Origin of the sequence: Mixta mediterraneensis, from assembly GCF_014946725.1 — a bacterium.
GTDB lineage: Bacteria > Pseudomonadota > Gammaproteobacteria > Enterobacterales > Enterobacteriaceae > Pantoea > Pantoea mediterraneensis.
On the sequence record NZ_JACFXY010000001.1, the window covers coordinates 36,898 to 56,603 of the forward strand.

24 protein-coding genes and 1 pseudogene are annotated in these 19,706 nt (G+C 55.3%); 6 read left to right on the forward strand and 19 right to left on the reverse strand.

Annotated features, from left to right (window positions below):
- Positions 1 to 32 precede the first annotated feature (32 nt).
- The 4 genes from H2P46_RS00180 to H2P46_RS00195 are packed head-to-tail and all read left to right on the forward strand — an operon-like array spanning position 33 to position 3,967.
- Positions 33 to 350 (forward strand): phage tail assembly protein, encoded by a 318-nt coding sequence (locus H2P46_RS00180; protein WP_193403215.1) that lies wholly within the window; start codon positions 33 to 35, stop codon positions 348 to 350.
- A 5-nt stretch (positions 351 to 355) separates the two neighbouring features.
- Complete coding sequence (locus H2P46_RS00185) at positions 356 to 511, forward strand: GpE family phage tail protein (RefSeq protein WP_032424037.1); 156 nt, start codon at positions 356 to 358, stop codon at positions 509 to 511.
- On the forward strand, positions 498 to 3,464 hold the full coding sequence (locus H2P46_RS00190; protein WP_193403216.1) for a phage tail tape measure protein: 2,967 nt from the start codon (positions 498 to 500) through the stop codon (positions 3,462 to 3,464). Before H2P46_RS00185 ends, H2P46_RS00190 begins: the two co-directional genes overlap by 14 nt.
- Positions 3,465 to 3,478: 14 nt before the next feature.
- Complete coding sequence (locus H2P46_RS00195) at positions 3,479 to 3,967, forward strand: phage tail protein (protein ID WP_193403217.1); 489 nt, start codon at positions 3,479 to 3,481, stop codon at positions 3,965 to 3,967.
- A 154-nt stretch (positions 3,968 to 4,121) separates the two neighbouring features.
- Here the strand turns inward: H2P46_RS00195 and H2P46_RS00200 are convergent, their stop codons facing one another.
- The 16 genes and pseudogenes from H2P46_RS00200 to H2P46_RS00275 all read right to left on the reverse strand — a co-directional run bounded on the left by H2P46_RS00200 (position 4,122) and on the right by H2P46_RS00275 (position 14,305).
- Positions 4,122 to 4,718, reverse strand: coding sequence for a tail fiber assembly protein (locus H2P46_RS00200; protein ID WP_193403218.1), 597 nt, complete (start codon positions 4,716 to 4,718; stop codon positions 4,122 to 4,124).
- Positions 4,718 to 5,839, reverse strand: a complete 1,122-nt coding sequence (locus tag H2P46_RS00205; RefSeq protein ID WP_193403219.1) for a phage tail protein — start codon at positions 5,837 to 5,839, stop codon at positions 4,718 to 4,720. The genes H2P46_RS00200 and H2P46_RS00205 overlap by 1 nt, the downstream gene beginning before the upstream one ends.
- On the reverse strand, positions 5,829 to 6,443 hold the full coding sequence (locus tag H2P46_RS00210) for a phage tail protein I (protein WP_193403220.1): 615 nt from the start codon (positions 6,441 to 6,443) through the stop codon (positions 5,829 to 5,831). Before H2P46_RS00210 ends, H2P46_RS00205 begins: the two co-directional genes overlap by 11 nt.
- Positions 6,436 to 7,332, reverse strand: coding sequence for a baseplate assembly protein (locus tag H2P46_RS00215; protein WP_193403221.1), 897 nt, complete (start codon positions 7,330 to 7,332; stop codon positions 6,436 to 6,438). The genes H2P46_RS00210 and H2P46_RS00215 overlap by 8 nt, the downstream gene beginning before the upstream one ends.
- Entirely contained in the window at positions 7,319 to 7,687 is a 369-nt protein-coding gene (locus tag H2P46_RS00220) for a GPW/gp25 family protein (RefSeq protein ID WP_193403222.1), read from the reverse strand. The genes H2P46_RS00215 and H2P46_RS00220 overlap by 14 nt, the downstream gene beginning before the upstream one ends.
- On the reverse strand, positions 7,684 to 8,265 hold the full coding sequence (locus tag H2P46_RS00225) for a phage baseplate assembly protein V (protein ID WP_193403223.1): 582 nt from the start codon (positions 8,263 to 8,265) through the stop codon (positions 7,684 to 7,686). The genes H2P46_RS00220 and H2P46_RS00225 overlap by 4 nt, the downstream gene beginning before the upstream one ends.
- Positions 8,262 to 8,900 carry a phage virion morphogenesis protein gene (locus tag H2P46_RS00230; RefSeq protein WP_193403224.1) on the reverse strand — a complete coding sequence of 213 codons (639 nt, stop codon included), beginning with the start codon at positions 8,898 to 8,900 and terminating at the stop codon, positions 8,262 to 8,264. Before H2P46_RS00230 ends, H2P46_RS00225 begins: the two co-directional genes overlap by 4 nt.
- Positions 8,893 to 9,363, reverse strand: a complete 471-nt coding sequence (locus tag H2P46_RS00235; protein ID WP_193403225.1) for a phage tail protein — start codon at positions 9,361 to 9,363, stop codon at positions 8,893 to 8,895. The genes H2P46_RS00230 and H2P46_RS00235 overlap by 8 nt, the downstream gene beginning before the upstream one ends.
- A gap of 4 nt (positions 9,364 to 9,367) precedes the next feature.
- Complete coding sequence (locus H2P46_RS00240; protein ID WP_193403226.1) at positions 9,368 to 9,904, reverse strand: DUF2514 family protein; 537 nt, start codon at positions 9,902 to 9,904, stop codon at positions 9,368 to 9,370.
- On the reverse strand, positions 9,901 to 10,341 hold the full coding sequence (locus tag H2P46_RS00245; protein WP_193403227.1) for a glycoside hydrolase family protein: 441 nt from the start codon (positions 10,339 to 10,341) through the stop codon (positions 9,901 to 9,903). Before H2P46_RS00245 ends, H2P46_RS00240 begins: the two co-directional genes overlap by 4 nt.
- Positions 10,328 to 10,660, reverse strand: a complete 333-nt coding sequence (locus H2P46_RS00250; protein WP_063147938.1) for a phage holin, lambda family — start codon at positions 10,658 to 10,660, stop codon at positions 10,328 to 10,330. The genes H2P46_RS00245 and H2P46_RS00250 overlap by 14 nt, the downstream gene beginning before the upstream one ends.
- A 9-nt stretch (positions 10,661 to 10,669) precedes the next feature.
- Positions 10,670 to 10,870 (reverse strand): tail protein X, encoded by a 201-nt coding sequence (locus H2P46_RS00255; protein WP_159182705.1) that lies wholly within the window; start codon positions 10,868 to 10,870, stop codon positions 10,670 to 10,672.
- A complete protein-coding gene (locus tag H2P46_RS00260) occupies positions 10,870 to 11,394 on the reverse strand; it encodes a head completion/stabilization protein (protein WP_193403228.1) in 525 nt (174 codons plus the stop codon). The genes H2P46_RS00255 and H2P46_RS00260 overlap by 1 nt, the downstream gene beginning before the upstream one ends.
- A gap of 98 nt (positions 11,395 to 11,492) precedes the next feature.
- A complete protein-coding gene (gpM, locus tag H2P46_RS00265; RefSeq protein ID WP_193403229.1) occupies positions 11,493 to 12,350 on the reverse strand; it encodes a phage terminase small subunit in 858 nt (285 codons plus the stop codon).
- Between the two features lie 46 nt (positions 12,351 to 12,396).
- The gene (locus tag H2P46_RS00270) at positions 12,397 to 13,446 is read right to left on the reverse strand and encodes a phage major capsid protein, P2 family (protein ID WP_193403230.1); all 1,050 of its coding nucleotides are present in this window, start codon (positions 13,444 to 13,446) and stop codon (positions 12,397 to 12,399) included.
- Between the two features lie 23 nt (positions 13,447 to 13,469).
- Positions 13,470 to 14,305 (reverse strand): annotated as a pseudogene (locus tag H2P46_RS00275) (GPO family capsid scaffolding protein).
- Between the two features lie 159 nt (positions 14,306 to 14,464).
- On the opposite strand from H2P46_RS00275, the gene H2P46_RS00280 reads away from it, so the two are divergent.
- Positions 14,465 to 16,195, forward strand: coding sequence for a terminase large subunit domain-containing protein (locus H2P46_RS00280; protein ID WP_193403231.1), 1,731 nt, complete (start codon positions 14,465 to 14,467; stop codon positions 16,193 to 16,195).
- Positions 16,195 to 17,253 carry a phage portal protein gene (locus H2P46_RS00285; RefSeq protein WP_193403232.1) on the forward strand — a complete coding sequence of 353 codons (1,059 nt, stop codon included), beginning with the start codon at positions 16,195 to 16,197 and terminating at the stop codon, positions 17,251 to 17,253. Before H2P46_RS00280 ends, H2P46_RS00285 begins: the two co-directional genes overlap by 1 nt.
- Positions 17,254 to 17,738: 485 nt before the next feature.
- Here the strand turns inward: H2P46_RS00285 and H2P46_RS00290 are convergent, their stop codons facing one another.
- The 3 genes from H2P46_RS00290 to H2P46_RS00300 all read right to left on the reverse strand — a co-directional run bounded on the left by H2P46_RS00290 (position 17,739) and on the right by H2P46_RS00300 (position 19,507).
- Complete coding sequence (locus H2P46_RS00290) at positions 17,739 to 18,119, reverse strand: type II toxin-antitoxin system YafO family toxin (RefSeq protein WP_046372029.1); 381 nt, start codon at positions 18,117 to 18,119, stop codon at positions 17,739 to 17,741.
- A gap of 9 nt (positions 18,120 to 18,128) precedes the next feature.
- The gene (locus H2P46_RS00295) at positions 18,129 to 18,722 is read right to left on the reverse strand and encodes a hypothetical protein (protein ID WP_193403233.1); all 594 of its coding nucleotides are present in this window, start codon (positions 18,720 to 18,722) and stop codon (positions 18,129 to 18,131) included.
- An 89-nt stretch (positions 18,723 to 18,811) separates the two neighbouring features.
- Positions 18,812 to 19,507 carry a DNA adenine methylase gene (locus tag H2P46_RS00300; protein ID WP_193403234.1) on the reverse strand — a complete coding sequence of 232 codons (696 nt, stop codon included), beginning with the start codon at positions 19,505 to 19,507 and terminating at the stop codon, positions 18,812 to 18,814.
- Between the last annotated feature and the right edge of the window lie 199 nt (positions 19,508 to 19,706).

Here is a 19,706-nt window from a genome sequence, read left to right on the forward strand (position 1 = left end):
CGGCACACCCTTGCCGCCGGTAGTATTCAACAATGAGCAAAAAAAACGATAACGCCATTACTTTGGCAAAACCCGTTGTTCGCGGTGATGAGAAAATTACTCAGGTAACGATCACGGATGAGATCAAACAAGCTGGCTCCCTGCGCGGGCTGAAGCTGGTTAACGTGATGAATATGGATGTGGATTCGGTGGCGATACTGCTGACCCGAGTCACGTCACCACGCCTCAAGCAGACCGAAATCAACGAAATGGATACCCGCGATTTTGTCAGCCTGTCAGAAGCGCTCGTCCCTTTTTTGACGCCTGCGGGGTCTGGAGCATCGAGCGGGGCGGAGACGGAGAATCAGTAACACTCCTGCGGTTCGACCTGATCGACGATCTGGTCGCTGATATCGCGGTTGTTTTCAACTGGCCGCCCTCTGAAGTCTTCACGATGGAACTGGGCGAAGTCATAGCCTGGCGTGAGCGGGCGGCTGTCCGAAGTGGAGCCAGTGACAGTGAAAAGCCTTAATATCCGTGTCGCGTTCAGCGCGATCGATAAACTTACCCGCCCGGTCAATGCCGCCCGCCAGAGTGCTGGCGGTTTGTCTGAATCCCTCAAAAAAACGCAATCCAGCATTAAAGATCTGGACAGCCAGTCCCGCACGTTCAACCGCCTGCGCGACAGCGTGCAAAAGACCTCCCGCAAAATTGACGACGCCAGCCGGACGCTGGAAGGGCTGAATCAGGCGCAGCGGGAAGGTACACAGCTTACAGACAAGCAAAAAGCACATATGGCAGCACTGGCCGCAAAGCTGGAGCGCCTTAACTCTGCACGCACGCAGGAAATGGTTAAGCTGCGTGCTGCCTCACAGGCGCTGCGCAGCCACGGCGTTTCACTGGTCGGCAGTGATCGCACCATTCAGAGCGCGATACGTCGAACCGAACAGTACAACCAGACGCTGGAGCGTGAACGGCGACAGCTTGCCGCTGTCACACAGGCACGGGCGCGCTATGACCAGATGCAGCAAACAGCGGGTAAACTTCGCGGTGGTGGCACGATGGCTGTTGCAGGAGCCACTGCTGCCGGTTACGCAGCGGGACGCTTCTTATCCCCGGCTGTTGGGTTTGACCGTGAAATGTCCCGCGTGCAGGCGCTGACCCGCATAGATAAAAGCTCCGTTGACTTTTCCGCACTTCGTGAGCAGGCCAAAAAGCTGGGCGCTGAAACGCAGTTCACCACGACTGACGCCGCCAGCGGGCAGGCGTTTCTTGCAATGGCCGGTTTCACTCCGCAGGCCATTCAGGCCGCACTGCCCGGCGTGCTCAATATGGCGCTGGCCGGTGGTGTGGATTTAGGCGAAAGTGCCGATATCAGCTCAAACATCCTGTCTCAATTCCGTCTCGATCCCAAAGAAATGGATCGCGTCAGCGACGTATTAACGGGCGCGTTCACCCGTACCAACACCGATCTGCAAAATATCGGTGAGGCAATGAAGTACGCCGGGACAGGTCTTTCCAATCTTGGCGTCAGTGTTGAACAGACAACAGCCATGATCGGCGTAATGGCGAACGTGGGTCTGCGCGGGAGTATCGCCGGTACAGGTTTGCAGGCCACATTTTCACGCCTTGCCGCGCCAACCGGCAGGGCAAAAACCGCGCTTAAAGAATTGGGCGTAGAAGTCGCTGACGCAACGGGGAAAATGCGCCCTGCTGAAGTGGTTCTAACCGATCTCTATAAAAAGATCAGCAAGTACGGGGATACCGATAAGCTCTCATTCTTCAAAGATATTGCCGGTGAAGAGGCATCAAAGTCATTCCAGGCTCTGGTTATGTCGGCCGGGAGCGGCGAACTTCAGAAGCTGCTGGGTGAACTGAAAAACGCCAAAGTTGAGGCACAGAAAGCCGCCAAAATAATGGCGGATAACCTTGATGGCGATCTCAAAAATCTGGACAGCGCCTGGGAAGGCTTCCGTATTCAGATTAACGATATCGTCGATAATCAGCTTCGCGCCCTGACCCAGGGACTGAGTGACGTAGTGGGGAATATGACGCAGTGGGCGAAGGAAAATCCAAAGCTCGCCCAATCCCTGCTGGTTGTCGGTGGTAGCGTTCTGGCACTGACCGCCGCCATAGGCGGCACATCGCTGGCGATCGGACTGCTGATGGGGCCGCTGGCTAAACTCCAGTTAGGTTTTACCCTGCTGACAGGGGGCAGGGGCATAGCCGGAACGGTTGCCGCTCTACGAACACTCGGCACGGCTTCCGGCCCGGCAATGGCAAGCGTGCGCGGATGGGGGCCAGTTCTCGGCTCGTTAGCAGGGAAAATGCGGGGTGTTTCAGCCATCATACCCACTATACGTGGCGCACTTATGGGGGCATTTCTTGCACCTGGCGCAACGCTGGGAGCACTGACTAAAAATCTCGGAATGCTCGCCCTTCGCCTGACAGGTTTACCGGCCATATGGAGCATGATCACTACTGCGGTGTCTATGCTGGGTACAGCGCTATCACTGCTGTTTAGTCCGATTGGCCTGATAGTGGCGGCGTTTGTTGCTGCCGGAGTGCTTATCTGGCGGTATTGGGAGCCTCTTAAAGCATTTTTTGCAGGTGTATTCACCGGCATCATGGAAAGACTGGCCCCATTGCGCGAGACCTTCTCGCAGTTCAGCCCCATATTTGACGCGATAGGCCGCGCTGTTAGCCAGGTCTTTAACTGGTTCAAATCTCTTCTTTCCCCGATGGAGTCCAGCAAGGAAACGCTGGACAAATGCGCCAGCGCCGGTGAGGTGTTCGGCAAAGTTCTGGGCGGTGCGCTCCAGCTTGTCCTGGCACCCGCAAAAATGCTGCTGGATACATTAGCCTGGATCCTTGAAAAGCTCGGCGTTCTGCCTGATGAAGCTGAAAAAGCCAGGAAGAAGATCGAGGACGCGCAACGCATGGCCGTTCTTCAGGATAAAGTTGCCCTTCTTCAGGGCGATATCGCTAAAGTTGCACCGAAAAAAGTCGAGGTGAAAAACGTTCCGCCTGGCGCACCGCAACCCTCATCACCGTTGACTGGTGATAATGGCACTATGCGCAGGTTGCAGAGTATCGACAGCAACACCAAAACGACAGCCGACAACACGAAGAAGATCGGCCCCGGCGATATCGTGTTTAAAAACCTGCCTCGTGCGCTGGCCGTTCGTGGGGAATGGAAGGAATCGCAGCTGGCCAGCACAGTCAGGAACAACGGATTAAGCGCACGCCCCGCAGTGGTAGCGGCATCGATTCCCGTTAAACAAGCTGAACTTCTGCCAGTCAGCCGCAGCGCCAGCAACTTACCGGTTGCCACTGGCGGCTTTACGGGGGAAATCCACGTACACCTTCACGGTGTTGACCGGCAGGACGCGCGCGAAATTGGCCGGATTGCCGCCGACGCAGTGAATGCCGAAATGGCCCGCCTTGCGCGGCTCAATCGCAGCAGCTTCAAAGACAGAGATTAAGGGGAGGCAACATTATGATGATGATATACGGGATGTTCGTTTTTGAACTGAAGACGCTGCCTTACCAGCAGCTACGGCACACACTGAACTGGCGACATGTGAAGAATGATCGCATCAACCGATCGGCAAAATGGCAGTACATCGGCGCTGGTGAAACGCAGATCAACCTTGATGGGGTACTTTACCCTGAAATTACGGGCGGCGACGTGTCTCTTACCGTTCTGGCAACGCAGGCATACACCGGGCGTCCGTGGCCTTTAATCAGCGGCGCAGGGCAGATTTACGGGATGTACGTGCTGACCGGGCTACAGGCCACGCATACGGAATTTGACCGCTACGGAAAGGCGAAAAAAATAGAGTTTTCGATCAGCTTCCAGCGCTGTGATGAAGATTTACGCGAACGCCTGCAAGCGTCGTCTGTTGGCGATTTACTTTCAGGGCTGAAAGATAAAGCCACGTCCGCCTACAACTCTGCCAGTAGTACGCTGTCTGGCCTGTTCTGACGGCATCCACATAAAACTAAAGCGGGCATTTGCCCGCTTCACCTTCCGGAACACACCGCCATAACTGACAGTGCTGCAGCACCGTTGAAAATTACTGTACTCGATACACATGGCCAGCACGGTTAGAACCGGCCATACGTGCCGAAATGAAAACTTATTCCGGCTTATCCGGCCAGGTGATATCCGGCGCTTTCGACGTGTCCACCGCCTGCACAGCTTTGATGTATTTCATCCAGGCTATCAGGCTTGCTTTATCCTCATCACTGATAATGCCTAACTGTAATTCGGTCTGCCACAGGCTTATCGTCGTTTGCGCCTCTGCAAGTAACGCGGCTTTCTGTTGTTCTGCTGCCTCCACGTCTGCCGCGTGCTGCGCTTCGTTATCCGTCACCCACTCGCTTCCGTTCCACGTATCGTATGGCGTTGATGGGGCCAGTGTGGTGGTGCCCTCTGGGTAATCACCTGGCGCAGAAATAATCACCGCTTCACCTGTTACAGTGCTGTATACCGTTTCACCACGATGATCAGCAACATATTCCCATGCGGTCAAATCTGCTGTCCGGCAAATGGCCGAACCGGCTTTAGCTTCTCCTGGTGCTTCAGTGCAGGCATTTGCGGGAACACCGACGCCTACTGCCAGATATTCCACGGACGAAGAAAGGTATTCGCGTGTCTCGCCGTCATAGTTAAATACTGTGATATCACCGGCCACCGTGGCTATATGTTCGCTGCTTAATTTTGCCTTCGCCATTACGCTGCCCTCACGATGTAATTAAGTGCGATATTGCGAGGGCGGCTGGTGATCCAAACGCTGTCTGTTAATTTGCCGCCCTGGCTTTGCGTACACACCATTGAGTTATCATGTAAAATACTCCCTAGCGCCCCATTATTTGGGCTTCTTGCTGTACCCGGTTGTGTCAGAATGGCCGAGTCAGCCTGACTAAAAGCTGTACCTACTAAGGCCCCATTTTCTGCGGTGCTGTCATCATTGCCGTAATAATCAAGTGCCGCTGTTCGGATTGACGTTGCATTCTGATTAGTCCCTATACCTCGCCCGGAATCAACGCCGCGCCCATCATCCCAGCCACGGATAAATTCCCCGCGTAAATCCAGCAATTTCAACGCCGGATAAACTTTTGCCAGTTGAGGATAATCTTTAGCGCTGAACGCTGCGCCGTTGCACTTTAGCCATCCTGTTGGGGGGGTTGATGTGGGCCACGGCACCGGTATGCCAACCGGCAATGCCGAACCTTCCCCCAAACCAAGATTTTTGAGAACGTCGTTTATGAGTCCGTTATCCGCCATTTCTTTGAGTGCATTTTCAATCAGCAAATATTGGTTATGTGGATTCTCTGTCTCAATGTGTTGTTTCATTACCTTATCGACGTATGCCTTTACCTCAATAATCGCATCATCGACATACTTACGGGTTGCCAGCACCACAGACGGATCGATTTTCAGCGTTACCACCTCGGTGCTGCTGACGATAAGGATCACGCGAATCACCTGCACTCGTCCGCTTCCTTCCTGCAACTGCGGTTTATAGGTCTCTGCGCAGTTGGCAACCGCAATCATATCGCCGTCTTTATCAAACAGGCCGATCTCACGGATCCACCATCCGCCCACGTCTTCCGGTATAACCTGTTCCGCAATAATCTGGTTGGTGTTTACCGGGTCGATAGTCAGCATGTTCAGTTGCGCGCGGCGCAGCTCGTGCGTCAGCGCAGTTTGTGCCGGGTTCGGTGTCGGCAACGCACCATTGCCATCACCCACGGCCATCTGGGTGATCTCAACCTGCGCACCCATTGCCGTGGCGTTTGCCAGTTTTGCCGCCCCGATATTGGTTAACAGGGCAAAATATTTAGTCGCCAAATGCTACCTCCACGGTATCAATTAAATGGACTGCCGCGCCGGTGTAGTCGCCACCGCCCACGGATATGGTTTCAGGAAAATAAGGGTAAACGGTCAGCGTATCGCCGATATAACATCCCGCCCCGACTTCGATATCCCCCTGTGACTGAAGCGAAAGTGACAGGCCAGTAAGGTGACGACTTCTCGGCTTTGCATCGTCAATAAGGCGCTCAAGCTCAAGATAGGTTTCCTCCGTAATCCCCTGTTCCTGAATACCGATTTCAAGTTTGAATGTTCCCGGCTCTTCACCGCTCTGCCACCACTCGATCACGCGCAGCAGAAAGCCGAACGGTTCAACGACGCGACGCAAAGCGGAAATAGTCCCTTTCTGACGGTGAACCAGCCAGGAGGCTTTAATCACCTGCCGTTTGGTCTGTTCTGACCAGTTCTTATCCCAGCGGTCAACTGACAACGCCCAGGCGAGATAAGGCAGAAGATCAGCGGGGCATTCGTCCGGGTTCCACAGCTTGCGCAGATCAACAGGAACATCGGTAAGCCGCTCCGTCGCCTTCTCTGTATTGCGCATAAAACCGCTGGCCGAAGGCGGCAGCATGTTGTTATTCATCGGTGCCCCCGGTCTCAATCGTGAAGGACTCACACCGCGCCGCCTGCGTATCGGCGATCACAATATCGCTGTCAGGCTCCAGCAGCTCCACCCTCTGCACGCCCTGGACATGCAGCGCCGCCATAATGGCTGAGCGGGCAACGTCACGGCCAATCTTGCCCTGCTGATTCAGCCAGGACTGAAGCGCGTCCTGTGCGGCGGTATGGATCGGTTCAGACTCCGGGCCGGGGTAGAAATACAGCAGCGCATTGATCTGATAATTCACTATCTCTGCTGCCTGAACGGTCAGACGATCGGCAACGGGGCGCTTATCGTCAGCAGACAGCGCTTTATCCACCGTCGCCAGCAGTTCCGCACTGGCGGTGCCGTCGCCTTCAGTGGACAGCACAGAAACCACCACCACAGCAGGCGACGGGCTGATCGCTTTGGCGTCCGCTACTTTGCCACTGGCACTTTTGGCAAAATATTCATATGCGCCAGTTGGCCCCGCCACGCTAAGCCCTTCAAACGCAGCCTGCGCGCGCAAACGCAGTGCGGTATCGCTTTCCGTTACCGCGTCAGTGGTTGCCGTCTCCGGGGTGATGATCAGACGTTCGGTATTCAGGTTGCCCGCGAGATTATCAAGATCGGACGATACGGCATGGCTCAACATGCACGCCGCCGCGCCATCATTAATACGCTGCCTAAGCATCATTTCACGGTAAGCAACTACCTGGGCGATCACGTTCAGCGGTTCGGATTCCAGCTCCAGCGCGGCGGCAACAGAAGCCTGCTGTTCCTGCGGGAATGCCGCCAGCATGACGGCTTTGACCTCGCTGAGAATGACTTCAAAGTCCAGCACTTCGATAATTTGCGGCTGTGGTAGCTGCGATAAATCAACTGTTGCCATTGCTGCCACTCCTGAGCGTCAGGGCACTGCCTGCCGTCTGCATGGTTTCGGTAAAAATGCCGACCAGTTCAGCGGTGACAGCGCCATCCTTTGAATAACTGATATTGATGCCGTTCAGGGCAATACGCGGCTCCCACATCGTCAGGGCGATCACCGCCGCACTCATACATTGCAGGCGCGTCACTTCGTTTTGCGGTTCATCCAGCAGATCGGGGATCATGCTGCCATAATCCCGCCGCATCACCCGGCTTGCCAGCGGCGTGGTCAGTATGTCGCGTACTGAATTCCACAGCTGATCGGTATCGGTAAGCTGGCCCGTGGCGTCCGGGTTCATCCCGGTATAGCGGACTGTCATTTCGGCCCCCCGGTGTTGCTGCTGCCACCCTGCACACCACCATGCACGTGCGAATGAACCGTCACCCCGTTAGACGAAAGCGATCCGCCAGAATGGGTAACATTGCCCTTCATCGTGCCGCCCTCCGACAGTTCGAACGTCCGCGCTTTCAGATGGTCGGTGCATTCTACAATCGGTGTTTCAAGCGTGACGCTGGCAGAGGCTTTGATATGTGCTGTCTTCATGCCCTGCGCTTCCAGCGCGCTGGCTTCTGCGTCATAGCGGAAAGAGGCACCGTCTGGCGCTGTCAGCACAATCTCTTTCAGGCTGTTGCCCGGCGCAGGGTAATCACTGCTGTAGAGACTGCCGATAATGACCGCCGTTTCAGGATTGCCACCGATACAGCCCAGCCAGACCTGTTCACCGACTGAAGGCGGCACCCAGATACTGAATGCCCCGGCGCGCGTGGTGTTCCAGCGCAGCCAGTCGGTCTGAAGTTCGCCACTTTGCACGCGCACGCGCCAGCTCTCTTCATCAACGGCAATAACAACGCCGACGCGGAGGATATTTTCCAGCAGGCGGATCAGTTCAGCGCTCATCGTGCTGCACTCCCCAGGCTGTTAACCACCTGTTCCGTAATCATCTGTTCATCGCCAGCGGTAAAGCCCAGCAGCTCACGCACCGGATATTTAGCAAAAGCACCCGGCCCCACCTGATCGCGCTGGCCGTACTGGTGCACACGCGCAATGCGCGCGGCCACGCCGTCATAACCCACGGATGTGCCGCCTGCATCAGCGCGCATTTTGAGAAAGCGATAACTGCGCAGCCGTTGAAACATCGGCACCTTCTTCGCAGTGCTGCGGCGCACTGAGCGCGTATTGATCTCGATGTAACGCTCAATATCGCTGCGGTAAAACGTGCGAATATCGTTTCGCTCTTCGTCAAAGCCGGTAATGGTTCGCCCGTATTTTCCCCGGCCACCGTGCCAGTTTTTCAGGCGGCGGATCTCACCCTGCCAGACAAACACAATACCCTGCTGAGAACGCAGCACCCGGCGACGGCGGGCAGGATATGGCGAACCTTCCGGGTTTTGCTGCGCTTTGATGCGCTGTTGCTGGCTCTTTCGCAGTGCCTGACCAACCGCACGGGCGGTGCGAACACGTCCGGCTTGCGAGGTGCCCGCCAGTATGTCGCTGAAGACCTGATCCAGCTCACGCAAGCGATCGTTACTCATGCGCGTCAGCCTCCCACGTCACATCCTCAAAGATGGCGCTCCAGTCACCGTCCGCTGACGGGATGCGCGGCTTAGGCTCCGGCAAATGTTCCGCGCGCGGAATGCCGTTTGCATCCAGAGTGACCTTCACGCGCTCGCGCAGCGGCATTTCAAACAGAATGTCGGCAGTATCGTCGTTGTTGATAAGGCTCGTAAATTTAATGTCCCGGTTCTTCTCCGGGTTCAGCAGCAGATCGGGCTGGTTGTGCCAGAGCCATGCCATTAACGGCAATGTGAAATCATCAATATCACCGGCAAAATTCATCACAAACAGCACCAGGGTATAGCGGTACATAAACGACGGCGTTTCGCCGGTCGTCTCGATATTCCCTTCTTCCACAAATACGGTGAAGGCTTCAGGATTGGCCCTGCACCATTTGTTAGCGCGCGTAAGGGTCTCGCGCAGTGAATCAGCTTTTAACATGGCGCTACCTCTTAGGCGGAGTCGCTATTGAATCGTATGCGGCTTCACAGGCCAGCCCTCTGGCTCTTGCCTCATCAGCCTCTCTTGCCAGATCTCCCGCTCGCTCGTCAGCGCGGCGGAACAGGTCGGCGAGCAATACGGCTCCGCTGGCTTCTGTCTCGCTTCTGCCGGAAGTACCGGCACCGCAGGCGCGTTCACGTTCGGCCAGTTGCCTGGCGAGTTTATCGGCCTTGTCGTGCAGCCCACGAGAAGCAGCACGGGCACGATCGGCATCAGCCTTGACCCCAGCAAGCTGCTGGATGGCTTGTTTTCTGATCTCATCAACTTCACCCTGTCGGCGTTGTTCTTCTTCCCTGGCCTCTGCCTGCCGCTTAGCCAGTGCTGTAGCATCGTCAGCATCACGCTGTTTCCATTTCAGCGCCCACTCTGCGCTGGCGTCTCTGTACCCGGCTGTATAGCGCTGATGGCTGAACCACCAGACAGCCAGACCACAGAGCACCGCGATCAGCACAGGTTTCCAGCGGGACAGTAACCAGCTCATGACAGGAACAGCGAGCGCTCAGCGGCACGGCGTCTAACCAGACCGTTAAGAACCCTGCCGCCTGCCTTGTTCCACTTCGGAAACTCATCCGCTGCGCCCGCAAAATCCCCGGCATTAAGTTTTTTCAGCAGTGTTGACCCCGCCAGGGCGTTAACGCCCAGGTTGTAGGCAAAATCAACGAGAGCATCAAACTGGTTTTGATTAACAGCGACCTTCACCAGACCTGTCACACCTTTTTCATACTGCACCACGCCGCTGCTCAACAGGCTGTCGGCGGTTGCCTGTGTGATGGTCATTCCCTTACCGACCGGCACGCCGTTGACGGGCTGAGTCCAGCCGTAGCCGATAGTCCAGACACCTACCGCATCCTGATAGGCGGTAAGCTCGCAGCCCTCAAAGCTTTTCAGCAGGGCCAGTCCGTTTTTACTCATTTCCACTTTTCGCCCCTCCGATACGGGTTTCAATAAAGCCGGTCACTTTGTTGCGTACCTTGTCAGCCCCCATGAATCCGATTGACGCGCCCACGAAGGTGACGGCATTGGATGGCAGGCCCAGATATTCAAGCGATCCGGCAACCGCCAGCGTGACAATCCCGCAGACCAGTGAACCGGTGGCGGTTTTCAGCATTGACTGGCCGTCATACAGACTCATCAGCGCCGATATGCTCAACGCTGCACCTGCCGCGTAGAGCGTCGGCAGATATGTAGCAATCCATTTCATTGTTTGTTCCAGCATCCCCGTAGGTACGTCGCTCATGGCAACCTCTCAATCCCAAAGCTGCACCATCTCCCGCTGCGCTTTGCTCACGATTTCCGGCAGTTCAATCTCCTGACCGGCATCAAGAAAAACCTGCTGACTCAGTCCGGGATTGGCAGATAACACCTTTTCGGTCACGCCCTGCGTGGTGCCGTAGTGACGCCAGCAAAGCAAATCCACCGTATCCCCCTGCAATGCCTTCACTTTCATCAGCAAAGCTCCGCATAGAGTCGCGGCGTGTCGCGAATATCAGAGATACTCCAGCGTGCATCCCGCCAGAGATCATCCCGTTGCAGATCAAGTGCAGCGGCGTCTTTGTCGCCTTTCGCCGTGGTATCAACATCGCGATAACCTTCAAGTACCAGCGCCCTGGCAATCGAATAAACCGCACGCCGGAAGCGGTAGACCTTCACGTTTTCACCGTTGATCATCAGCTTTTCCATCTCACCTGATGGCAGAGCTGAAGGCACATCTTCCAGCGCGTGAAAACCTGCTTTGACCTGACCGGCGCGCCAGTCCAGCAACTGCGCGGTGACATGGGCTACCGCTTCCGTGGTGACGTGCATCAGCCTGGACGTGGTGATACCACCTGTGATGCGCGCGGCCAGACGAAGATCGGCAAGCTTAATCACCGGCCAGAAGTCCCCGGCACTGACGGTGGCATCACCATCATCAACATCGGGGGTATCGCTGTCGGCAGGCAAAACGCGCTTATTTGCCACAAGGCTGCTCATGCGCTTATCTCCCATAAATCAGGCGGTGGGCGGGTGGTTAAAAGACCGTATACGGGCAGATATCCACCCGCGCCGCCTGTCGGACGGGGCCGAAGTCGTTAATTCTTTTTCTGGCTGGCAGGCTTGCGCTTTGTCGCTTTGCCTGTTGCCGCCCTGGTCGTGGTTTTACGCGCCGTCGCTTTACCTGCTGCGCTGGCGGTGGTGGTCTTTTCAGGGACAGGCTCAGCAGTACCGTCAGTTTTGTCGGTGCTGGCCGCGTCGCCCTCACCCGTGCCGCCATCCGCAGACAGCTTCTTAACCTCACGGGCAAGCGTGGCAATCTCTTTTTTCACTCCGGCGTTGGGGTTACGCGTCAGCGCCTCACGGAACAGCGCCAGCGCTTCGGCTTTGGTCGTGATATCAGTCGCACCACGGCGGGCAAGCGCACGGGCTTTGCACAATTTGGCGCGCACCACATCCGGCATATCACTGTCGGCGACAATTTCCGCCACTTCGTCAAGCACGGCGACACCGGACGATAAATCAGCGTCGGCATCAGCTGCGGCAAGCGTCAGCACCGGTTTGCTCATTTCTTCGGTCAGGAATGTTGCCGCCGTGCGGTTGAAATTATCCGGCAGCGTCAGCCCGTGGCGCACTACATAGCGCCCCAGTCTCAACGCAAGCGCATAGTCACGACAGTCAATCGCCCAGACCATCAGCCGGGTAATGACTTCATCCTGCCGCCCGCTGTCGCCGTCGAGCGTGCCTTCAATCCACCCCTCATATTCAGGCAGCATTGATTTTTTCATTTCGGCTTTAGTTTCTTCGGACTGCACGCCGCTGAGGCGGGACAAGTCCATACGCAGGCGATGCAGAATTTGCTCATGCGCGGTACGCTGGATATCGGATTCTTCATCCGCCTGGCCCCGGCGTTCTGCCATGACCTTCTGAAAATGTCGTTGTGCCGGTGTTAACATCGTCACTTCTCCCCGTCATGGCGGGGGATTTCCCCCGCCGCTTCTGTCACTCGCCTGCCGGTTCGGCCTGGGCGAACTGAATGCCGTCAATGAACGCAACATTGCCGTAGTCTTCAATGACGAAGTCATCATTTGAAGACTGATACGTTGCGACACGGTTGTATTCCGGCTCTTCTTTGATCGTCCGGCGCAGACCGCCGCGCTGGTAGTACACCGACAGGTTTTTGAATGGCGTGATCAGCACGCCATTCACCGGGAAGTAAGGCGCGATAAAGGTCGGCATGTTGCCTACGCGCTCCTGCGCGACAATCAACTGACCGGCCAGCATTTCGGTATTCGGATTGGTCTGGCTTAACGCGTTGATGGCTGAAAAATTGCTGGTCGTCAGCAGGTCGCCCGCCAGAATCACCACGTTATCCGGGTTACGCTTATGCCACTCATCCATCAGGGTGTTTTTGGCGTCGTACACCGCAGCGCCAATGTTGCCGTAAGTGCCTTTCGCTACAACCTTGTTATCTTCATCGCGAGAGGTGATCGTCACATTAGAAATGACGCGGTGCGGCGCTTCCTTACGGATTTTTTCCAGCCAGCCAATGCCACAATCCTGCAACAGCGGGTTAGCGGCGCGGTCAGACGGATCGCTGTACTTAACGCCGTTAAAGCCAATCATGATGCGATCGAGCGACATCTGACGGGCCATTGCCTTGCTGATCAGCGGCTGGAACTCCGGCATGTGCGCCCACGCATCAAGCTGTTCATAGCTGATGCCATAGTCATAGTTGACCTTGCGGCACATGTAGTCGAGCGGCTCCATTGAATGATTTGAGCCTGGGTTGCGGCGACTGGTGACGCTGTTGTTTACGCCAGCCATCGGGCCTTTACTGCCGATCAGGACTTTCTGTCCGATCTGCTGGTTGACGCCAAACACGTTAATTTTGCTCAGGAAAGAATCATCCTGCTGCGCGGCCTGCTCAAGGCGCTGCTGGCGCGTAGGATCTACGGCAAATTTTGCAGCAACAGCAGCGGTTGATACGCCGTTGAGCTGTGCCTGCCGGGCGATGTACTGATCAAATAGCTGGCGGGTATTGTTATCCATGTTCTCTGCTCTCTTTGTGAATATCAGTAATCAGCCAGTTGCGCGTTAGCGCCACCGCTGGCGGGTTCCCGCTGGCTGAAATTGGCGTCAGTACTTCCCAGCTTGCTGGTCAGCGCGGCAAGATCGGAGGTCAGCTTCTGGATGGCCTGGCTGTCCTGCTCGCGGGCACGGCTCAGGTCGTTGAAGCTGTCCAGCAGATCGGCATGGGACTGGGCGACGTTCTCCACGGCATCACGCACCTGGCTGAACTGTTCACCGTCAGATTTACGGCCTTTGCCGATAATCCCCATGACGCGCCCGAACCACTGCTTACCTTCATCGCTGCGCTGCTCGGCCAGTTCGATGATTTCTGCCTCAATGGCATCGGTGAACAGCGGGGCTTCACCCTGCTGATTGTTGAAGGACATAACCTGCTGACGCTGTTGCGCGGCAAATTTCAGGCGCTCGGTGCCGAGGCTGGCCGGGGTATCGGTCATCGCCAGCCCCATGACATACGCCTTGCCGTTAAGCGCAAACTGCGGATGCAGTTCAATGCTGGAGTAAATTTTCTTACCTTCTTCCGTCAGCTTCTTCATGCGCTCAGAAGGTTGGATCTCGGCGTAAAGCGCGGTGCGCCCGGCGAGCGGGCCTTCGCTGATATCTTCAGCACTCAGTGCCGTCACATCACCCATCGCGCCGAAATCACTGCCGGGGAACGGCGAAAGGTAGTGCTCCACGTTGACGCGTGCGCCGTACACGTCCGGGCTGTAGTTTGCTGCTGCATCACGAAGGTGCTCAGGGCGAATTTCACGCCCGTCAACGGTGGCACCGGAGACAGCAACGCGGAATTTCTTACGGCGGGTTTAGCTGCGCTAGCCATGTCGATAATCCTGTTGAGTGGTTTCTGTACGGCCATGATGGCAGAGCGTAACTTGCTGTCTCAACGAGGTTTTGTTGTCGGAGGAAGGCCAGACCATAAAGGGGGCGATAGCGGGATCGCGCGCGGGGTAATCTTCACTCCATAAACGGTGGAGGGCAGATGATACAGGACGCTTTTGTACGTCAGAGGGCAAAACAACTTTACTGGCAGGGCTACCCGCCAGCAGAGATCGCGCGCCTGATGGGGATTAATCAGAACACAATTTACGCCTGGAAGAAACGCGATGAATGGGATGAAACACCGCCCGTCCAGCGCGTCAGCCAGTCGATGGATGCGCGCCTCATCCAGCTTACGGACAAGAAAGACAAGACCGGGGGAGACTTCAAGGAGATTGACCTGCTGACCCGGCAACTGAAAAAGCTGTCTGACGGACAACCGGCAGGGGCTGGCGCGGGCAAAAAGCCACGCAGGCGCAAGCTGAAAAACCACTTCACCGAAGAACAGATCGTCGCGCTGCGGGAGAAAATACTTGATTCCCTTTCGTGGCATCAACGCGGCTGGTATGAGCAACGCCACCACCGAAACCGCATGATACTGAAGTCCCGCCAGATTGGCGCAACCTGGTACTTTGCACGCGAGGCGTTGCTTGATGCGCTGCGCGATGATGTGAAATACACGTACCAGCGCAACCAGATATTTCTGTCTGCATCCCGCCGTCAGGCGCACCAGTTCAGGGGATTCATTCAGAAGATGGCGGAAGAGGTGGACGTTGAGCTTAAGGGCGGTGACAAAATCGTACTGAGTAACGGCGCAGAGCTGCATTTCCTCGGCACGTCCGCTGCAACGGCACAGTCATATACGGGCAACCTGAAGTTTGACGAATTCTTCTGGGTCAGCAACTTCACCAACCTGCGAAAGGTTGCAGGTGCGATGGCAACGCTGAAGGGGCTGACGCGTACCTACTTTTCCACGCCGTCAGGCGAGACCCATGAGGCCTACCCGTTCTGGACGGGCGATCGCTGGAATGAGAAACGCCCGAAGGCACAGCGCAAAGCGTTTGATGTGGGCTGGAAAACGCTGAACAGTGGGCTGTTATGCCCGGATAAAACCTGGCGTCAGATTGTCACCCTGAAGGATGTGATAGACCACGGCTGGGAATATACCGACCTTGAAGAGATTCAGGATGAAAACAGCGAGGATGAATTTCGCAACCTGTACATGTGCGAGTTCGTTCGCGATGGTGAGTCAGCCTTCAACCTTAACGCACTGATTGGGTGCGGGGCAGATGGTTATGACGAATGGCCGGACTGGAAGCCTTTCGCGTCCAGGCCGATGGGTAATCGCCCGGTCTGGATAGGCTATGACGCCAACGGCAGCAGCGGCAACGGTGACAGCGGCGCGATTTGCGTTGTGGTTCCGCCACTGGTGCCGGGCGGTAAATTCCGTACGGTGGAAACGGAACAGGTGCGCGGCCTTGAATTTGAAGAGCAGGCGAAAGTTATCGAAAACTTCACCTTCAAATACAACGTTCAGCATGTCGGCATCGACGTGACGGGCGGTAATGGTGAAGCCGTTTACCAGATAGTGAAGAAGTTTTTCCCGATGGCAATGCCCTACACCATGTCAATGACGTCAAAGCGCGCCCTGGTGCTGAAAATGCTACAGCTGATCCGCGCCGGGCGATGGGAATATGACCGCAGCGAGCGCGCCCTGATCAACGCCTTTAACTCAGTTCGCAAGGTAAAGACGCCGGGCGGATTCATCACCTATGACACTGACCGCTCGCGCGGCGTCAGCCACGGGGATTTAGCCTGGTCGAATATGCTCGCCATTATTAACGAACCGCTGGGCCAGGAGAGTGGCAGCGGCGGGTTTGCTATGGAGTTCTGATGAAGAAGCGCACCTACAAAAACAATCACACTGCCAGCAGTGGCGGTGCCGGACAGCCTGATATTTCTGACGCGCTCAGAAGCGATCCGGCGCTCAGCGCCTTCACGTTTGACGGGCCATATTCAGTAACAGACGGCTATGATCTGCTGGACAGCATGTGCTGCGTCGATAATGGCCGGTACTACGAGACGCCAATAGACTGGAAAGGGTTAACCCGTGCGTTCGCACAGTCCCCGCTGCATCAGTCGGCGCTTTACTTCAAGCGTAATGTGCTGACCGGGTGCTATATCCCTCACCCGTTACTGTCACGTCAGGCCTTCTCTGCGTTTGCGCTGGACTGGTTTGTCTTCGGCAATGCCTATCTTGAGCGTCGGTCTAATCGCCTGGGAGCGCCGCTAAAACTTAAGCATGTCCCAGCGCTGAACACGCGACGGGGAAGCGATCTTGATACCTACTGGTTTATCCGGCAGTGGAAAGATGAATACGAGTTCAAGGCGGGCGAGGTCTGCCACATCATGAACCCGGATATTCATCAGGAAATCTACGGTATGCCGGAATACATGGGGGCGCTTCTGTCCGCCAGCCTGTCACATTCCGCCGATAAGTTCCGCAAACTCTATTACGACAACGGCTCCCATGCCGGATGTATTCTCTATGTCGGTTCGGAGAAGGTGGATCAGGAAAGCATAAAGGTGGTGCAAAAGACGCTGTCACAGGCCAGAGGGAAAGGCTCCTTCAAAAACGTACTGATCCACGCGCCTGGCGGCGGCAAAGACGGCGTGCAACTGTTGCCGTTCAGCCAGATATCGGCAAAGGATGAGTTTCTTAATATCAAATCAGCCACGCGCAACGATTTGCGCGACGCTCACCGCATCCCGCCGCAGCTGATGGGTGCAATGCCTGAAGGCAACGGCTCGCTCGGTGATGTTGAGAAGGCCGCGCGCGTCTTCGCCATCAACGAAATGCTGCCCGTAATGGAAGCCATAAAGGGCGTCAATGACTGGCTCGGTCAGGAAGTGATCCGCTTTAATCCCTACGCTCTGCTCAAAGACGAGTGACCCGCCCCATCCGCCGCACATCCTGCGGCGGTTCTCCTTCAGTAATTTTCAATCTTCGCATGACCGGCCACCACCTGAGTACCACTCAGCACAACCTTTAACGCCCCTCACTCAGAGCGCATGAGCGCCATTCTGACAGGCGCAAACTGAAATCGACCCCGCTCACCCCCAGAAGCGAGAAAACGCACTGAGAAGACGAAAAAGGCTGAAGAATGGCAATTTAAGGCATCCCCTCCCTACCCCCTGTCGCGTGGGCTGTTCCCCCGTCACCTGCGCGCGACATTTGCTTCGTTTTTTGTGCATTTGCCGATCCGGGGGCAGACCGCGCCAACACAGGGCGGAGAGGGTATAAATAGCTTCAAAAAAATTGTGCAAATTTGTGCACTATTGTGCAATAGAGAAAGAAGGCCAGGAAGAAAGAAAAGCTGCCTTCAAAAGGCAGCTTTTCAGATTAGTGAGAGATTGATAGATAGTCGTCGCAAAACTCAAAAAGAAGACTGGAACTCTTCTGCTCTGCGCTCAATTTCTGCCATGTAGGATGTACGGGCTAACTCATGCGCATTGGGTGTCATAATGCTGATTAGCTGATACTTATCTGGATATAAGAAATGGCGGGAGTAAACAAGATAACTGTTTGATTTACGTGAGGCAGCAGGTAATTTTGCAGGCCACGGCTTCTCATCAGGTAAACGAATATGGATCTTAAAAACAAAAGAATCACGAAGACGCCCGCTATCTTCCCACTGCCCTTCGTTGCCAAAGACTGAGGGTAAAGATCCGCCGTTCTTCCATGACTGCAAAGCATGTGCATATTTACGAGCAACTGCGGGGAGTTCTATATCATTGTGGACAGAGACTTTAATCATGGCCCTGCCTTAATGGAACGTTGGATCTTCAAGGCCCAGCTTTTTATGTTCACTGCGGATAAGTGCATGAACCTGATCGGCGGTAACACCCAGATCAGCATCTGAAGTTTTCTTCGGCACATGCGTGCTTTCAATGAAGGATAAAATATCTTCAATCGTATAGCGAAGCGTCGCAGCGGAACGAGCAAAAGCGACAATCTCTTTTCTCAGTTCCGCGTTACTTTCAGGTACGCTTTTCAGCGCAACTCTTGCAGCCTCGACAAAACTTGCACATACCGCAATATGACGGAAAAGGCTTTCAAACCCTTCCTGAGTCTCTTTTTTCTGATTTTTCAGAATAATAGGGATCTGCTTTTCTTCCCATTCGATGCGAAGGTTTGCCCTGTGTGTCTTCATCCTGTCAGCCAGGTTAAGCATATAACTGGTGGCCTCATCAATAGGAAGGTATGCCACAGAATCCTTTACGTCCTGGAGGGATAGCGTAGACGTACTGTGCCGAGAGATTGATAAGTCATGATGCACAATGCTACTGGCAGGAACAGGGGCAAGAGCCACCGCCAGCGCTGCGGCCATAGATGATATTTTATTTTTTTTACTGCTCATAATTGCCTTTCCTGCCAATAATCGTGAACCACTGCCGGAATGATAGCGCAAAAAAACACCCGCTGAAACGAATTATCCTTGCGGCAAAACTAGCCCGCGTCAACCTCATTGAGCGCCACCATGATCGCCAGCCTTTCAGCAGGCGGAAGCGCGGCATATTTCGCGCGCCAGCGCTCAACTTTGCGCTTAATACGGTGCCGATCGTTGTAATCTTTCCCGGCAAACGCGTGGGAATACGCGCGCCCTTCCGGGTAGTTCATCCAGATTTTTTCTGTTCGCACGCCGCCGCGTGTCATGGCCTGAAACTCCTTACTGCGCCAGCCCGCTAACGTTTCGTCATAGAGCCGCGACGGATAGCCAGACAGGATCACGTTGACGTTTTCCGGCAGGCTTATGAGGCAGGCTAACAGGCGCTCATGATCGGAAACGGTATATTCATGAAGATAGCGGGCGCGACTGGTGCGCGTTTCTGGCAGATAGGGGGGATCGGAATAAACCAGCACGCGGCCATGTTGAGTAAAGTCTTCTTTTTCCAGAAAACCTACAGCATCACCGTGATAAAGATGCAACCGGGGCGGAGTTTGCCCCATATCAGACCAGCGCTCCCGCGTTAATATGAAAGCATTTTCATCGACATCAATTCCAATCGTCCTGGCTGCAAGTGGCTTGTGAAACATTACTGCGCCACTGCCCAGGTGCGTTTCAATGTAGGTATCATGCGGGGGCATTTCAGCAATAATCTTCTGATAAACCCCGCTCGCCGCCTTACTTCCCAGATAGCTCATACTCTTTCGTCCTCAGCTGGCACCGTCATTTTTAACCACCTGCAGCACTGTTAAAAATGACGGTTCTCGATGTACGGCCAACACTGCCGGAAATGGCTGTATTTGCCGGAATCCGGTACCACACCGTCAAAGCTGACCGTTCCGGCCATCGCGGTATTTCGGTACCACACTGTCAAAGCCGACCATGCCGATCGGCATC

Coding starts and splice junctions, on each gene's coding strand:
- H2P46_RS00295 (WP_193403233.1), bottom strand. CDS start 18,722: ATGAGCAGTAAAAAAAATAAAATATCATCTATGGCCGCAGCGCTGGCG.
- H2P46_RS00200 (WP_193403218.1), bottom strand. CDS start 4,718: ATGGCGAAGGCAAAATTAAGCAGCGAACATATAGCCACGGTGGCCGGT.
- H2P46_RS00220 (WP_193403222.1), bottom strand. CDS start 7,687: ATGACAGTCCGCTATACCGGGATGAACCCGGACGCCACGGGCCAGCTT.
- H2P46_RS00195 (WP_193403217.1), top strand. CDS start 3,479: ATGATGATGATATACGGGATGTTCGTTTTTGAACTGAAGACGCTGCCT.
- H2P46_RS00280 (WP_193403231.1), top strand. CDS start 14,465: ATGATACAGGACGCTTTTGTACGTCAGAGGGCAAAACAACTTTACTGG.
- H2P46_RS00290 (WP_046372029.1), bottom strand. CDS start 18,119: ATGATTAAAGTCTCTGTCCACAATGATATAGAACTCCCCGCAGTTGCT.
- H2P46_RS00240 (WP_193403226.1), bottom strand. CDS start 9,904: ATGAGCTGGTTACTGTCCCGCTGGAAACCTGTGCTGATCGCGGTGCTC.
- gpM (WP_193403229.1), bottom strand. CDS start 12,350: ATGTTAACACCGGCACAACGACATTTTCAGAAGGTCATGGCAGAACGC.
- H2P46_RS00225 (WP_193403223.1), bottom strand. CDS start 8,265: ATGAGCGCTGAACTGATCCGCCTGCTGGAAAATATCCTCCGCGTCGGC.
- H2P46_RS00285 (WP_193403232.1), top strand. CDS start 16,195: ATGAAGAAGCGCACCTACAAAAACAATCACACTGCCAGCAGTGGCGGT.
- H2P46_RS00270 (WP_193403230.1), bottom strand. CDS start 13,446: ATGGATAACAATACCCGCCAGCTATTTGATCAGTACATCGCCCGGCAG.
- H2P46_RS00255 (WP_159182705.1), bottom strand. CDS start 10,870: ATGAAAGTGAAGGCATTGCAGGGGGATACGGTGGATTTGCTTTGCTGG.
- H2P46_RS00235 (WP_193403225.1), bottom strand. CDS start 9,363: ATGTTAAAAGCTGATTCACTGCGCGAGACCCTTACGCGCGCTAACAAA.
- H2P46_RS00300 (WP_193403234.1), bottom strand. CDS start 19,507: ATGAGCTATCTGGGAAGTAAGGCGGCGAGCGGGGTTTATCAGAAGATT.
- H2P46_RS00210 (WP_193403220.1), bottom strand. CDS start 6,443: ATGAATAACAACATGCTGCCGCCTTCGGCCAGCGGTTTTATGCGCAAT.
- H2P46_RS00180 (WP_193403215.1), top strand. CDS start 33: ATGAGCAAAAAAAACGATAACGCCATTACTTTGGCAAAACCCGTTGTT.
- H2P46_RS00215 (WP_193403221.1), bottom strand. CDS start 7,332: ATGGCAACAGTTGATTTATCGCAGCTACCACAGCCGCAAATTATCGAA.
- H2P46_RS00230 (WP_193403224.1), bottom strand. CDS start 8,900: ATGAGTAACGATCGCTTGCGTGAGCTGGATCAGGTCTTCAGCGACATA.
- H2P46_RS00250 (WP_063147938.1), bottom strand. CDS start 10,660: ATGAGCGACGTACCTACGGGGATGCTGGAACAAACAATGAAATGGATT.
- H2P46_RS00260 (WP_193403228.1), bottom strand. CDS start 11,394: ATGAGCAGCCTTGTGGCAAATAAGCGCGTTTTGCCTGCCGACAGCGAT.